The organism is Bradyrhizobium sp. SZCCHNRI1029, from assembly GCF_032487555.1.
Taxonomy (GTDB): Bacteria; Pseudomonadota; Alphaproteobacteria; order Rhizobiales; family Xanthobacteraceae; genus Bradyrhizobium.
Map to the genome: position 1 here is coordinate 178,129 of NZ_JAUEUK010000004.1, position 15,261 is coordinate 193,389.

Sequence of the window (15,261 nt, forward strand, 5' to 3'; positions counted from 1 at the left end):
TGGGGCGCTGCGCTCTGGCTCACGAGGTTTTCCCCGGATTGTTTGGAGGCATGGACGATGATGAAAAGGCTTCTGGGGGCTGCCGCCGCGCTGGTGCTGGCGGGAAGCGTCGCCGGCGTGGCGCACGCCGCCGACAAGCTGAAGGTCGGCTTCATCTATCTCGGGCCGATCGGTGACCTCGGCTGGACCTATCAGCATGAGCTCGCGCGCCAGGCGTTGGTGAAGGAGCTCGGTGACAAGATCGAGACGACCTATCTGGAGAACGTACCGGAAGGCCCGGACGCCGAGCGCGCCATCGAGCAGTTGGTCCGCGCCGGCAACAAGCTGATCTTCACGACCTCGTTCGGCTACATGGATCCGACCCTGAAGGTCGCCAAGAAGTATCCCAACGTGCATTTCGAGCACGCCACGGGCTACAAGCGCGACAAGAACATGTCGACCTATTCGGCGCGCTGGTATCAGGGCCGCTACATCCAGGGCATCATCGCCGGCAAGATGTCGAAGGCCGGCGTGCTCGGCTATATCGGCTCGTTCCCGATCCCGGAGGTCATTTCGGGCATCAACGCCACCATCATCGGCGCGCAGACGGTCAATCCGAACATCAAGGTCAAGATCATCTGGGCCAACACCTGGTTCGACCCGGGCAAGGAAGCCGACGCCGCCAAGGCACTGATCGACCAGGGCGCCGACATCATCATGCAGCACACCGACAGCCCGGCTGCCATGCAGATCGCAGCCGAGCGCGGCAAGCTCGCCTTCGGCCAGGACTCCGAAATGATCAAGTTCGGCCCCAAGGCGCAGCTCACCTCGATCCTCGACACCTGGGGCCCCTACTACATCGCGCGCGTCAAGGCCGAGCTCGACGGCACCTGGAAGTCGGAGGACACCTGGGGCGGCCTCGATTCCAAGATGTTCGAGATGGCGCCCTATACCAACATGCCCGATGACGTGAAGAAGCTGGCCGAGGAGACCCAGGCCGCGATCACCGCCGGCAAGCTGCACCCGTTCAAGTGCCCGGTGCTCGGCCAGGACGGCAAGGAGATCGAGTGCAAGGGCGGCGACCATCTCGCCGACGGCCAGATCCTCGGCATGAACTTCTACGTCAAGGGCGTCGACGACAAGGTGCCGGGCAAGTAGACGCAGCACCCGGCAAGAACTCCCCCCACACGTCGGGGGGAGTTCTCAAGCGGATATTTTCCAACGCTGCGCGCTTCACCCTCCCCGCATGGCCTTGGCGGCCGCGCTGTGCCGATCGATCAGCCCGCCGACGTCCAGCCCCGGAATGGCACCGTCGATCACGGTCCATCTTCCGCCGACCATCACGCGATCGGCGCGATGCGCACCGCACAGCACCAGCGCCGCGATCGGATCCCCTGAACCCGAGAAGCGCAGCTCGTCGAGCTTGAACAGCGCGAGGTCGGCGGCCTTGCCGACCGCGATCTCGCCGAGCTCCGGCCGGCCGACGCAGGCGGCCGAGCCCTTCGTCGCCCAGCGCAGCGCATCCTTGTGGCTGATCCGGCCAACGCCGTAGCGCGCCCGCTGCAGCAGGAACGCGGCACGCACCTCCTGCATCAGGTTTGAGCCGTCGTTCGACGCCGAGCCGTCGACGCCGAGGCCGATCCCGACGCCCGCCTCCTCCATCTCGCACACCGGGCAGCAGCCGGATGCGAGCAACTGGTTCGAGCAGGCGCAGTGAGTGATCGCGGTCTTGGCCTTGCCGAGCCGTTTCATCTCCTCGGCATTGAAGAAGATGCCGTGCGCCAGCCAGGTTCGCGGTCCGAGCCAGCCATGCTTCTCCAGATAGTCGAGCGGACGGCAGCCGAACATCGCCTCGCAGAAGCGGTTCTCGTCCTCGGTCTCCGCGAGATGGGTATGCAGCCGCACGTCGAGCTTGTCGGCGAGATCGGCCGTCTTCTGCATCAGCGATCCCGTGACCGAAAACGGCGAGCATGGCGCCAGCGCGATCTGCACCATCGCATCCGGCCCGCGCTCGTGATAGGTCGCGACCACGCGCTCGCTGTCGGCGAGGATCGTATCCTCGTCCTGCACCACACTGTCCGGCGGCAGTCCGCCGTCGCGCTCGGACAGGTTCATCGAGCCGCGGGTCAATAGCACTCGAATGCCCAGCCGCTTCGCAGCCGCCACCTCGATGCCGACCGCGTCCTCGAGGCCGGCCGGAAACACGTAGTGATGATCGGTCGTCGTCGTGCAGCCGGACAGCATCAGCTCGGCCATCGCAACCGTGACCGCCGCATCCAGTGCCTCCGGCGTCAGCTTCGCCCAGATCGGATAGAGCGCCTTCAGCCAGGGGAACAGCTCGCGGTCCATCGCAGCCGGCAGCGCGCGCGTCAGCGTCTGGTAGAAGTGATGATGGGTGTTGATCAGCCCGGGGATCACGACATGCCCGCTGGCATCATAGATCGCCGCATCAGCGGTGGCCGGCTCGGCCCCGGCAGGCACCAGCTCGGCGATGCGGCCGTCCTTGACGACGACACCGCGCGCAGCACCCTCGGCGAGAATGGCGAGCGGGTCCTTGATCCAGATCGGCGTCGTGCTCATGGCTGCCTCGTCTCGGTGATTGGGCGTTTGCATGTGCCGGTAACTTGCAAGCGGAAGGCCAGCGTCATCCTATTGCCAGTTGGCGCTGGTCTTGCAAGGATTCCACCCGCGATAGGCTGCGCCCACGAGCTGGCTTCACCATGGATCTGAACACCATCACGGCGGTCGTGCGCCCGAGGACGCGGGCCGAACTGCCCAGCTGGCAGGCAGGCGATGCCTGGCTGGCCGGCGGCACGTGGCTTTTCTCGGAACCGCAGCCGCGCCTGTCGCGGCTGATCGATCTCAGCGATCTCGCCTGGCCGTCTCTCAGCATCAGCGATCAGGGCCTGTGCATCGCCGCGACCTGCAGCGTCGCCGATCTGGACGCGCTGCCCTGCCCGGCCGAGTGGATCGCGGCGCCGCTGATCGATCGATGCTGCCGCGCGTTCCTCGCTTCGTTCAAGATCTGGAAGACGGCGACCGTGGGCGGCAATCTCTGCATGTCGCTGCCGGCCGGGCCGATGATCTCGCTGCTCGCCGCGCTCGAGGGCGTCTGCACGATCTGGAAGAACGACGGCAGCGAGCAGCGCATCCAGGTCACCGACTTCGTCACCGGAAACAACAGCAACGTGCTCGCGCCTGGAGATCTGCTGCGCCAGATCGACGTTCCGCTGGCCGCGCTCAAGCGCCGCACTGCCTTCCGCCAGATCGCCCTCACACCGGTCGGACGCTCCGGCGCGCTGCTGATCGGCACCTCGGGCCGCAGCGGCGACCTGCTGCTCACGGTAACCGGATCGACGATCAAGCCGCAGCAGCTGCGCTTCGCCACGATGCCCGACCCAACCGAATTGCGCGCCGGCATTCTCGGCAGCATCCCAGACGCGTCGTATCATGATGATGTTCATGGCAAGCCCGCCTGGCGCAAGGCGATGACTCTGCGCCTCGCCGAGGAGATCCGCGCCGAGTTCGCGGGCTTCAGGCCATGAGCGTGATCGTGGATGGCAAGGAGGTCGATGCTGCCCCGCGCCCCGGGCAATGCCTGCGGACCTTTCTGCGCGACACCGGCCATTTCGGCGTCAAGAAGGGCTGCGACGCCGGCGATTGCGGTGCCTGCACTGTGCTGCTCGACGGCGAACCGGTGCATAGCTGCCTGATCCCTGCCTTTCGTGCCGATGGCAAGGCGGTCACGACTGTCGAAGGCCTCGCGACCGATGACGGCCTGCATCCGATGCAGCAGGCCTTCCTCGATGCGCAGGCGTTCCAATGCGGCTTCTGCACCGCCGGCATGATCGTCACCTGCGCCTCGTTGAACCAGGCGCAGAAGAAGGATCTCGGCGCGGCGCTGAAGGGCAATCTATGCCGCTGCACCGGCTATCGCGCCATCGAGGACGCGCTGCTCGGCCACGTTCATGTCGAGCAGGTCACAGCCGGCGAAGCCTTCGGACGCAGCCTGCCCGCCCCCGCCGGCCCCGACGTCGTACGCGGCCGGGCGCGCTATACCTTCGACACGACGGTCGAAGGCCTGCTGCACGTCAAGCTCGCGCGCTCGCCGCACGCGCATGCGCGCATCGTCGGCATCGACAAGAGGGCTGCGCTGGCCGTGCCCGGCGTGCATGCGGTGCTGACGCACGAGGATGCGCCGGCGGCGCTGTTCTCCACCGCGCGCCATGAGCAGGCGTGGATGGATCCGGCCGACACCCGCGTGCTCGACGATCTCGTGCGCTTCATCGGCCAGAAGGTCGCGGCCGTCGTCGCCGAGACCGAGGCAGCGGCCGAAAAGGCCTGTCGGTGTCTCGTCGTCGACTACGAGATCCTGCCTGCCGTGGTCGATCCCGCTGACGCGATCGAGCCCGGCGCGCCGGTCATTCACGCCGGCCGTGGCAGCGCGCATCGCATCGCGGACGTCGCCCGCAACATCGTCGCCGAGACCCATGGCGAGTTCGGCGACGTCGCCGCCGCGCTCGCGTCCGCCGCCGCGACCTATGAAGGCACCTTCACCACCCAGCGCGTGCAGCATGCGGCGCTGGAAACGCACGGCGGTCTCGCTTGGCTCGACGAGAAGGGCGTGCTCACCGTCCGTTCCAGCACGCAGGTGCCGTTCCTGACTAAACGGGCGCTGTGCGAGATCTTCGACCTCGCGCCCGATAATGTCCGCGTGTTCTGCGAGCGCGTCGGCGGCGGCTTCGGCGGCAAGCAGGAGATGTTCGTCGAGGACATCCTCGCGCTCGCCGCGCTGAAGACAAAGCGCCCCGTGAAGCTCGAATTCACCAGAGAGGAGCAGTTCATCGCGACCTCGACGCGGCATCCGATGCGCGTCACGGTCAAGGCCGGCGCCGACAAGGATGGCAAGCTGACCGCGCTGCAGCTCGATGTTCTTTCCAACACCGGCGCCTACGGCAATCATGCCGGGCCCGTGCTGTTCCATGCCTGCGCCGAGTCGATCTCGGTCTACAATTGTCCCAACAAGAAGGTCGACGGCCTCGCCGTCTACACCAACACGGTGCCGGCCGGCGCCTATCGGGGCTACGGCCTGCCGCAAACCACCTTCGCGGTCGAAGCCGCGATCGACGAGCTCGCGCGGCAGCTCGGCATCGACGCTTTCGAGATGCGACGCCGCAACATCGTCAGGCTGGGCGATGCCATGCTGGCGCCGCCGGCATCGGAGCCCAGCGACGTGCTGTACGGCTCCTACGGGCTCGACCAGTGCCTTGATCTGGTCGAGCGCGCGATGGCCGAGGCCACGCCGACGCCGGAGCTGGCGGCCGAGTGGCTGAAGGGCGATGGCATCGCGCTGACGATGATCGACACCGTGCCGCCCGATGGCCATATCGCCGATGCCACCGTCAGCCTGCGCGACGACGGCGGCTTCGTGCTCACCGTCGGCACCGCCGAATTCGGCAACGGCACCAGCACCGTCCATCGCCAGATCGCCGCGACCGTGCTCGGCACCACCGTCGATCGCATCACGCTGAAGCAGTCCGACACGGCGCATGGCGGCCACGACACCGGCGCCTATGGCTCGACAGGCACCTTCGTCGCGGGACGCGCGACCCAGGCTGCGGCCGAGGCGCTGGCCGAGACGATCAAGCGGTTCGCTGCCGACAGGTGGAACGTCGCTCCCGGCGCCTGCGTGATCGCCGATGATGCAATCACCTGCGGCGCACACCGTCTCGCTTTCGCCGAGCTCGCGAACGCCAGCGGATCGCCGCTCACCGCGAGCGGCAGTTCGCAGGGCACGCCGCGCTCGGTCGCGTTCAACGTCCAGGGTTTTCGCGTCGCTGTGAACAAGGGGACCGGCGAGGTCAGGATCCTCAAGAGCGTGCAGGCCGCGGATGCCGGCCGGGTCGCCAATCCGATGCAGTGCCGCGGCCAGGTCGAGGGCGGCGTGGCCCAAGCGCTCGGTGCCGCGCTGTACGAGGAGATCGTGATCGACGACACGGGCCGCGTGATCAATCCGCGCTTCCGCGACTATCACCTGCCGTCCTATGCCGACGTGCCGCGCACCGAGGTGCTGTTTGCCGACACCCACGACACGATCGGCCCATTGGGGGCGAAGTCGATGAGCGAGAGCCCCTATAATCCGGTCGCCGCCGCGCTCGGCAACGCGCTGCGCGCCGCGACCGGCATCCGCTTCACGGCCGTGCCGTTCAAGCCGGACCGGCTGCTTCCGCAGTTGCAGGAGAAATTCGGTGAATGAGGCGGTCTGGGGAAACGGCTGCGCTATGGCTTGGGTCGGCGATCGTACGACCAACCGAACAGGCCGCTCCGCTGGGTCTCGGGCTCCGGTTCCGCAGCCGGCTCCGACGGCTGGGCGGCCGCCTGTGGCGGGGCGACGGGAGCGACCGGCTTGGGGATGCTCTCGCATTTCATCGCATAGACCAGCTTGCCGTCCTCGGTTCGTCCGATCGGCGCGCAGGCATCGGCGCGCTTGGCCGTGCTCTGCTTGGGTGCGGTCTGCGCCGCCGCCAGAGGCACACCAGCGAACTGTCCCAACACCAGCATGATCAGAACCAGTCTCGTCATTCCGCCCGTCCCGCTTGTCAGACCGCCACATTGGACGCAATCGCGCCGCCGGAGTCCACCGCATCACGCGCGCATGACAGCTAATCTGTTGTGCACTGACTGCCACAGCGACGCGCTGGAAATCAGATGCGATCGATGCCACAGATGAGACGCCGGCACTCGGCTCTGGACTTGCCCTGTCGAAGGAGATGAGCGCACGATGTGGGCTTCGATCATATCGGAATGGCTGAGCCTGATCTTCCGCTGGCTGCACGTGATCGCCGCCGTCGCCTGGATCGGCAGCTCGTTCTACTTCATCGCGCTCGACCTCGGCCTGAGACCGCGCGAGGGCCTGCCGACCGGCGTGATGGGCGAGGCCTGGCAGGTGCATGGCGGCGGCTTCTACCACATCGTCAAATATCTGGTGGCCCCGGCGCAGATGCCGAGCGAGCTGACCTGGTTCAAATGGGAGGCCTACACCACTTGGCTGTCCGGCTTCGTGCTGATGATCGTGGTGTACTATCTCAACGCCGACCTGTTCCTGGTGGACAAGTCGATCCTCGATCTCACGCCCCTTCAGGCCGGCCTGTTCAGCTTCGGCTCGCTGGCGCTGGCGTGGCTGCTCTACGAGGCCGCCTGCCGCAGCGGCCTTGCCCGGCACGAACTGCCATTCGCGATCGGCGGCTACATCTTCCTCGTCGCGCTCACCTACGCCTTCACCCACGTGCTGAGCGGCCGCGGCGCCTTCAACCAGATCGGCGCCATCATCGGCACCATCATGGTCGCCAACGTGTTCGCGGTGATCATCCCCAACCAGAAGAAGATCGTCGCCGCGCTGCTCGCCGGCGAGTCGCCGGATCCCAAGCTTGGCAAGGCCGGCAAGGAGCGCTCGGTCCACAACAACTATCTGACCCTGCCGGTGGTGGTGCTGATGATCAGCAATCACTATCCGCTCTTGTTCGGCACCCGCTACAATTGGGTGATCGTCGCCATCGTGGTCGCGCTCGGACCCGTCATCCGGCATTTCTTCAACGAGCGTCACAAGGGCAACCCGTCGCCATGGTGGGTGTGGGGCGTGGCCGCCGCCGGCATGATCGGCATCCTGCTGCTGTCCGCGGCCGGCCCACGCGACGCCAAGGTCGCCGCAACGGCACAGCCGAGTTTCGCGCAGGTCGAGGAGATCGTGACCTCCCGCTGCAGCATGTGCCATGCCGCCGAGCCGGTGTGGGACGGCATCGTCAGCGCGCCCCGGGGCGTGCGGCTCGACACCGCCGAGCACATCCAGCGCAATGCGCGGCTGATCGCGCGCAACGCCGCCTGGTCCAACGCGATGCCGCCCGGCAACATCACCGAGATCACCGGCGAGGAGCGCGCCGTGCTTGCGGCGTGGGCCAGCGCGCAGTAGCAGCACGTCTGCCGATCGTCTTGCTGGCCATCTCAAACAGCCGGTCTCGTCGGGTACTGATGCGCAGAAACGCATTTGATCCGTTACTCGGAGAGATGACGCGGCTTCGCGTTGCCGCGACGCGATGCGCCCGGATCGTGCGATATCTCGGCCCTCATCGTAACGAGAGGGCGCAGGGAAGGCCGGACCTCGGCGACGATGGATGCTCGCTTCGGTTCCCCACGACGAATGCGCGAAGCCGGCACAAGGACAACCGGATCTTCGCAACGCGGAGTTGAACTGCGACGCGTGCGACGACGATTGAGCTGGAGCACATCCGATTGTCGTCATGACCTTGCGGCAAAATTTACCACCCATTGGGACGCGGCTTGGCGGCAGAAAACATGGCGCTAGAGTGGCGCCCACAATCAGCTACCAGCGAAACGCCCCATCATGTCGATCTCCGTCAAAGGCCGGCTGGCCATTGTCGCGCTCATCGCGCTTGCCTGCTTCGCAAGCTCGGTGCTGAAGCTCTATCTGGGGCTGCTGTGCATCTCGCTGCTCTTGAGCTTTGCCGTGGTCGGCGTCGTGGCCCGGCTGGTCGAAGGGATCGCCATCAGGCGCGACCGGAGCAGCGAGCGGCGTCTGGCACGTCGTCGCGATCGCTCCGCTCTCATCGACGAGCCGCAGCCGGTGTCGATGACGACGATGGATCATGTCGACACGCCGTCGCCGGCGGGCCCCGTGCGATGAGCGGGATGCGTACGTCCGCGCCGGCCTCGTCGTTCCGCCTGATCGTCAGCATCGTCGCCAGCGCCGAACGACGTCTACGGTCATCGATCCACCGTCTCGCGATCGCGCGCTGAAGGACTGCGATTATCGCACATCGGAGAATGGCAAATGGCGCTACGAGCTCGACCGTTGGAACGTCGACGACCAGATCGTCCTTCCGGCCCAGCCGATCGCGGACACGGCGACGCCGCGCACAGTGGCGATGCATCGGAAGAGCAGCGCGTGGCCGTTCAGATAGCCGCCCTGATCGCATCGATACGCCGCCTGTACCTCATGCCTTCGTCCGCTTCCGCTTCGCCTCGAGAGCGTTCAGATAGGTAGCCATCATCTCCGGCAACGCGGCGACCACGACGTCGCGACTGCGCGGATCCTGCTCGCGCGTGAACAGCAGGGTGCCGAGCACGACGGCATCGAGCGTAGTGGCCGCCTGTTTGCCCAGTTCGTCGCCAAGCCTGGCGCGCATGACGCGGTCGATGACGGCCCTGAACTCGGCATGCACGGTCTGGTCGTGCAGATCGAGCGTCGCCAGCGCATCGGGGTGGCGGACGAAGTAGCGGATCGCCCAGCCGATCAGTTGCTCGATGACCTCGGCGGGCGCCAACGCTGCCCATTCCGCATCGCTCCGCTGCAGCACGCGATCGAATGCCGGCTGCAGCTCGGCATCGTGACGTTCGGCGAGCACATCCAGCATCTGATCCTTGTCACGGAAGAAGTGATAGACCGAGCCGATCGAGGCGCCGGCGCGCTGGGCCGCGGCATGCATGCTGACGGCACCAATCCCGGACTCGGCGATGATGGCGGCTGCGGCGTCGAGCAGCTGCTCGCGCCGCTCACGGCCCCGCGCCTGGCGCGGCGCACGTGATGTCGTGCGCGCGGGGTCATTCAGGTCGGTCGCAGCTTTGCGTCGCACGTTCGCGTCATGCCTTGGCTCACCGCGGCGGCAGCGATGGCCGATGTCCCAACGGGAGCGCCCGGCAACCCACACAGGGGGAATTCGAAACCGCCACGAGAATGTTACTAGACGAAATATTCTAGATTTGATTGTCTAATTCACGCACTGTCAAGAGGATGGTGTTCAACTTTCGCGTGAACCTTGCCTGCAACGGCGGGCGCTGCGCGGATTCTGCGGCGCTGCTGACGACCAACAGGCGCTTTCCTGTCCTTGCGTGCTTGCGCGGCAGGACGGGAATGATCGCCACCACCCAACCGGGCCGAAGATACGACCATGTCTCCAATCACAGGATTCCCCTTCCTTCGGGCGCCGGGCTCACGCCTGCTGGCCGCGGCCGGCTGTGCTGCCGTCGGCCTGCTGCTGGCCGGCTGCGAGCAGAAAACGGCCGCAACCGCACCGCCGTCCCGGCTGGTGCGAACCGAGGTCGTCAAGCTGTCGGAGCGCCGGCAATCAATCACGCTGACCGGCGACGTCCAGGCGCGCGTGCTCGCCGACCTGTCGTTCAGGGTCAGCGGCCGCGTCACGGAGCGGCTCGTCGAGGTCGGCGCGCACGTCAAGGCCGGACAGTTGCTCGCCAGGATCGATCCGGCCGAGCAGCAGGCCGACCTGGATTCCGCCGAGGCCGCCGTGACCGCCGCGGAGTCGCAGGTGAAGGTCGCGACCTCCAACTTCAATCGGCAGCAGACGCTGCTCTCCAGCGGCTTCACGACGCGCGCGACCTTCGACCAGGCCCAGGAGACGCTGCGGACGGCGGAAGGCTCGCTGGAATCCGCCAAGGCCCAGCGCGACACCGCCAAGGACGCGCTGACCTTCACCGAGTTGCGCGCCGACGCCGACGGCACGATCACCGCGCGCAATATCGAGGTCGGCCAGGTGGCACAGGCGGCGCAGTCCGTGTTCACGCTCGCGCGTGACGGCGATCGCGATGCCGTGGTCGACGTCTACGAGGCGGCGCTGTCGTTGAAGTTCGACGGCACCAAGGCCGCGATTGCGCTGCTCTCGGATCCCTCGGTGACGGCCAAGGGTCAAGTGCGCGAAGTCTCGCCGACCATCGATCCCAAATCCGGGACCGTCCGTGTCAAGATGGCAATCGAAAATCCGCCGCCCGAGATGATCCTCGGCAGCGCCGTCAGCGTCACCGGCTTCATCAAGCCGGAGCAACGCATCGTGCTGCCCTGGAGCGCGCTCACCGCGGCCGGCAAGACGCCGGCGGTGTGGCTGGTCGATGCCGCCGACAAGACCGTGTCGCTGAAGCCGATCACGATCGAGGACTACGAGACCGGCGCGATCGTGGTGTCGGCCGGGCTGCAACCGGGTGACCGCGTCGTGACCGATGGCGGCAAGCTGCTCAGCGTCGGCCAACAGATCGTATTCAACGAGGAGAAGCGGTCGTGATGACGCCCATGCGTTGTGTTCTTCCGCTCGGCGCGCTCGCTCTGCTCGCCGGCTGCAACGAAAAGGCCGCCGCTCCCGAGCCGGTCCGGCCGGTGCTGTCGATGAAGATCGAGCCGCAGGCGGCCAACGGCTCGGCCGTCACCGGCACGATCGAGCCGCGCTACAAGGCCGATCTCAGTTTCCGCGTGCTCGGACGGCTGATCGCACGGCCCGTCTATATCGGCGACATGGTCAAGCAGGACCAGGTCGTCGCGGCGATCGATCCCGCCGCGCTCGAGCTCGCCGTGCGTGCCTCGGCCGCCGAGGTCTCGCGCAGCCAGGCGCAACTGACCAATGCGACCGGCACCGAGGGCCGGCAGCGGACCTTGCTGGAAACCGACGCCACCACCAAGGCGACCTTGGAGAGCGCGGAGCAGTCGCGCGCAGCCGCCCAGGCCTCCGTCGTCAAGGCGCAGTCCAATCTCGCCAAGGCGCGTGAGCAGCTCGGCTACGCCCAGCTCAAGGCGGATTTCGCCGGCATCGTCACCGCGGTCGGCGCGGAAGTCGGACAGGTCGTCTCGCCGGGCGTGAGCGTCGTCACCGTCGCGCGGCCCGACATCCGCGAAGCCGTCATCGATGTCGGCGACGACATCGCCGGGGCCTTGCAGGCCGGCACGCCGTTCACCGTGCGGCTACAGGTCGATCCCAGCGTCAGCGCCGCCGGCAAGGTGCGCGAGATCGCGCCGCGCGCCGACGCCACCACGCGCACGCGCCGCATCCGCATCACGCTCGACAATCCGCCCGAGATCATGCGGCTCGGCACCACGGTGACCGCCTCGCTCGATATCGAGCAGAAGACCGTCATCCGGCTGCCGCGCTCGGCTGTGCTCGAGCAGAACGACAAGAGCTTCGTCTGGCTGGTCGACGCTACCAGCAAGACGGTGAAGCGGCAGGAAATCACGATCGCCCGCAACGAGGACGGCAGCGTCCGCGTCACCGGCGGCCTCGAAGCCGGGCAGCGCGTCGTCACCGCCGGCGTGCACAGTCTCAAGGATGGCCAGTCCGTCCGCATCGATCAGGAATCTCAGCCGTGAAGTCCTTCAACCTCTCCGACTGGGCGCTCGAGCACCGCTCGCTCGTCTGGTATTTCATGATCGCCTTCATGGCCGCGGGCCTCTTCTCCTACGTGCATCTCGGCCGCGAGGAGGATCCGTCCTTCACGATCAAGACGATGCTGATCCAGGCCAAATGGCCCGGCGCCTCCGCCGAGGAGATGACGCGGCAAGTCACCGACCGCATCGAGAAGAAGCTGGAGGAGCTGCCGGCGCTCGACTACACCAAGAGCCTGACGGTGCCCGGCCAGACCACCGTGTTCGTCAATCTGCGCGACACCACCAAGGCACGCGACGTCGTCCCGACCTGGCTGCAGGTGCGCAACCTGATCAACGACATCAGGGGCGACTTCCCGTCCGGCGTCGTCGGGCCGGGATTCAACGACCGCTTCGGTGACGTGTTCGGCAACATCTACGCCTTCACCAGCGACGGCCTCAGCCAGCGCCAGCTGCGCGACCGCGTCGAGGAGGTCCGCGCCAAGGTGCTGACCGTGCCCAATGTCGGCCGGGTCGACATCGTCGGCGCGCAGAACGAGGTGATCTATCTCGAATTCTCGCCGCGCAAGGTGGCCGCGCTCGGCATCGACCAGCGCACCATCCTCAACGCGCTGCAGGCGCAGAATGCGGTGTCGCCGTCCGGCGTGCTGCAGGCCGGCCCCGAGCGCGTCGCCGTACGCGTCTCCGGCCAGTTCACCTCCGAGGAGAGCCTCAAGGCGATCAACCTGCGCATCAACGACCGCTTCTTCCCGCTCACCGACGTCGCCACCATCACCCGCGGCTATGAGGACCCGCCGACGTCGCTGTTCCGCTTCAACGGCCAGCCGGCGATCGGACTTGCCATCGGCATGAAGGCCGGCGCCAATCTGCTCGACTTCGGCGAGGCGCTGAAGGAGGAGATGACCAAGGTCGTCGCCGACCTGCCGGTCGGCGTCGGCGTGCATCTCGTCTCGGACCAGCCCAAGATCGTCGAGGAAGCCGTCGGCGGCTTCACCAAGGCGCTGTATGAGGCCGTGATCATCGTGCTCGCGATCAGCTTCGTCAGCCTCGGCGTCCGCGCCGGCCTCGTGGTCGCGATCTCTATCCCGCTGGTACTCGCCATCACCTTCTTGTTCATGGCCTACACCGGCATCTCGCTGCAACGTATCTCGCTGGGCGCGCTGATCATCGCGCTCGGCCTCTTGGTCGACGACGCCATGATCGCGGTCGAGATGATGGTGGCGCGGCTCGAGGTCGGCGACTCCTTGCGCAAGGCCGCAACCTACGTCTACACCTCGACCGCCTTCCCCATGCTGACGGGCACGCTGGTCACGGTCGCCGGCTTCATCCCGATCGGCCTCAACAACAGCGCCGCCGGCGAGTTCACCTTCACGCTGTTCGTCGTGATCGCGGTGTCGCTGGTCGTGTCCTGGATCGTGGCCGTGCTGTTCGCGCCGCTGCTCGGCGTCACCATCCTGCCCGCGACCTTGCCGAGTCACCATGCCGAGGGCGGCCGGCTGACCCGGATCTTCCGCGCCATGCTCAATGCCTGCATGCGGAACCGCTGGACCACGATCGTCGCCACGGTCCTGATCTTCGGGCTGTCGGTGTTCGGCATGCGCTTCGTGCAACAGCAGTTCTTCCCCTCCTCTGACCGCAATGAGCTCGTCATCGACTTCAACCTGCCGCAGAACTCCTCGATCGCCGAGACCAACACGCAGATGGCGCAGTTCGAGAAGGAGGCGCTGAAGGGCGATCCCGACATCGACCATTGGTCGACCTATGTCGGCTCCGGCGCCCAGCGCTTCGTGCTGTCGTTCGACGTGCAGCCGGCCGACGTGTCGTTCGGCCAGATCATCATCGTGACCAAGAGCCTCGAGGCGCGCGACCGTGCCCGCGCCAAGCTGCAGGCCTATCTGACCAAGACGTTCCCCGGCACCGACGCCTATGTGCATCTGCTCGACATCGGCCCGCCGGTCGGCCGCCCGGTGCAGTATCGCGTCAGCGGGCCCGATGTCGCCAAAGTGCGCGAGATCGCGCAGGAATTGGCCGGCGTCCTGCGCGGCAACAGCCATCTCGGGGCGGTCATCTTCGACTGGATGGAGCCGGCGCGCGTCGTGAAGGTCGACGTGCTGCAGGACAAGGCGCGCCAGCTCGGCGTCACCTCGGAGGACATCGCGAATGCGCTGAACAGCGTGCTCGACGGCACCTCGATCACCCAGGTGCGCGACGACATCTATCTGATCGACGTACGCGGCCGCGCCCAGGCCAAGGAACGGCAGTCGCTGGAGACCTTGCGCGACCTGCAGCTCTCCGGATCCAACGGCCAGTCGATCCCGCTCGCGGCGCTCGCGACCCTGCGCTACCAGATCGAGCAGCCGGAGATCTGGCGCCGCTCGCGCCAGCCGACGCTGACCTTGAAGGCCAGCGTGATCGATCAGGTGCAGCCGAACACGGTGGTCGATCAGCTCAAGCCGGCGATCACGGCCTTCGACGCCAAGCTTCCGGCCGGCTACAAGGTCGTCACCGGCGGCAGCGTCGAGGAGAGCGCCAAGAGCCAGGCGCCGATCATCGCGGTCGTCCCGATCATGCTGTTCACCATGGCCACCATCCTGATGCTGCAACTGCAGAGCTTCCAGCGGCTGTTCCTGGTGTTCGCGGTGGCCCCGCTGGCCTTGATCGGCGTCGTCGCAGCACTGCTGCCGAGCGGCGCGCCGCTGGGCTTCGTCGCCATCCTCGGCGTGCTCGCGCTGATCGGCATCCTGATCAGAAACTCGGTGATCCTGATCGTGCAGATCGAGCATCTGCGCGAAGAAGGACGGCCGCCGTGGGAGGCCGTGATGGAGGCGACCGAGCACCGCATGCGGCCGATCATGCTGACGGCGGCCGCGGCCTCGCTGGCGCTGATCCCGATCGCGCGCGAAGTGTTCTGGGGTCCGATGGCCTATGCGATGATGGGCGGCATCATCGTCGGCACGGTGCTGACCTTGCTGTTCCTGCCGGCGCTCTACGTCGCCTGGTTCCGCATCAAGGCGCCGGACACGACGGCGACGTCCGAGGCCACGCCGCACGGGGCGTGAATCGCGGATAATTGCGTGGGATAAGCCGTTCGCGTGGGTTAAACGCCACGC

Annotated in this window: 11 protein-coding genes; 8 read left to right on the forward strand and 3 right to left on the reverse strand. The window is 66.7% G+C overall.

The genetic code is table 11. The features are described 5' to 3' along the window. Nucleotides 1-57 precede the first annotated feature (57 nt). Nucleotides 58-1,137 carry a BMP family ABC transporter substrate-binding protein gene (locus QW861_RS13080; RefSeq protein WP_316171707.1) on the forward strand — a complete coding sequence of 360 codons (1,080 nt, stop codon included), beginning with the start codon at nt 58-60 and terminating at the stop codon, nt 1,135-1,137. A gap of 75 nt (nt 1,138-1,212) precedes the next feature. Here the strand turns inward: QW861_RS13080 and QW861_RS13085 are convergent, their stop codons facing one another. Then, nucleotides 1,213-2,559 (reverse strand): 8-oxoguanine deaminase, encoded by a 1,347-nt coding sequence (locus QW861_RS13085; protein ID WP_315717791.1) that lies wholly within the window; start codon nt 2,557-2,559, stop codon nt 1,213-1,215. Between the two features lie 140 nt (nt 2,560-2,699). On the opposite strand from QW861_RS13085, the gene QW861_RS13090 reads away from it, so the two are divergent. Further along, nucleotides 2,700-3,524, forward strand: coding sequence for an FAD binding domain-containing protein (locus QW861_RS13090; RefSeq protein ID WP_316171706.1), 825 nt, complete (start codon nt 2,700-2,702; stop codon nt 3,522-3,524). Further along, entirely contained in the window at nt 3,521-6,235 is a 2,715-nt protein-coding gene (locus tag QW861_RS13095; protein ID WP_316193136.1) for a molybdopterin-dependent oxidoreductase, read from the forward strand. The genes QW861_RS13090 and QW861_RS13095 overlap by 4 nt, the downstream gene beginning before the upstream one ends. 23 nt (nt 6,236-6,258) lie before the next feature. Here QW861_RS13095 and QW861_RS13100 read toward each other — a convergent pair whose 3' ends face one another. Beyond that, nucleotides 6,259-6,561 (reverse strand): hypothetical protein, encoded by a 303-nt coding sequence (locus QW861_RS13100; protein ID WP_316171704.1) that lies wholly within the window; start codon nt 6,559-6,561, stop codon nt 6,259-6,261. A 199-nt stretch (nt 6,562-6,760) separates the two neighbouring features. Here QW861_RS13100 and QW861_RS13105 point away from each other — a divergent pair, with 199 nt between their 5' ends. Both QW861_RS13105 and QW861_RS13110 read left to right on the forward strand, forming a co-directional pair. Next, on the forward strand, nt 6,761-7,945 hold the full coding sequence (locus QW861_RS13105) for a urate hydroxylase PuuD (RefSeq protein ID WP_316193137.1): 1,185 nt from the start codon (nt 6,761-6,763) through the stop codon (nt 7,943-7,945). A gap of 432 nt (nt 7,946-8,377) precedes the next feature. Then, on the forward strand, nt 8,378-8,677 hold the full coding sequence (locus tag QW861_RS13110; protein ID WP_315717796.1) for a hypothetical protein: 300 nt from the start codon (nt 8,378-8,380) through the stop codon (nt 8,675-8,677). 310 nt (nt 8,678-8,987) lie between these two features. On the opposite strand, the gene QW861_RS13115 is transcribed toward QW861_RS13110, so the two are convergent. Then, nucleotides 8,988-9,626, reverse strand: coding sequence for a TetR/AcrR family transcriptional regulator (locus tag QW861_RS13115; RefSeq protein ID WP_316173039.1), 639 nt, complete (start codon nt 9,624-9,626; stop codon nt 8,988-8,990). Between the two features lie 315 nt (nt 9,627-9,941). Between QW861_RS13115 and QW861_RS13120 the strand changes: the two genes are divergently transcribed. From QW861_RS13120 to QW861_RS13130, 3 genes are read left to right on the forward strand one after another with little or no spacing between them, the layout of a single operon-like run. Beyond that, nucleotides 9,942-11,063 (forward strand): efflux RND transporter periplasmic adaptor subunit, encoded by a 1,122-nt coding sequence (locus QW861_RS13120; protein ID WP_316173038.1) that lies wholly within the window; start codon nt 9,942-9,944, stop codon nt 11,061-11,063. Next, nucleotides 11,060-12,136 carry an efflux RND transporter periplasmic adaptor subunit gene (locus QW861_RS13125; RefSeq protein ID WP_316173037.1) on the forward strand — a complete coding sequence of 359 codons (1,077 nt, stop codon included), beginning with the start codon at nt 11,060-11,062 and terminating at the stop codon, nt 12,134-12,136. Before QW861_RS13120 ends, QW861_RS13125 begins: the two co-directional genes overlap by 4 nt. Continuing rightward, a complete protein-coding gene (locus tag QW861_RS13130; RefSeq protein WP_316173036.1) occupies nt 12,133-15,210 on the forward strand; it encodes an efflux RND transporter permease subunit in 3,078 nt (1,025 codons plus the stop codon). The genes QW861_RS13125 and QW861_RS13130 overlap by 4 nt, the downstream gene beginning before the upstream one ends. Nucleotides 15,211-15,261 lie beyond the last annotated feature (51 nt).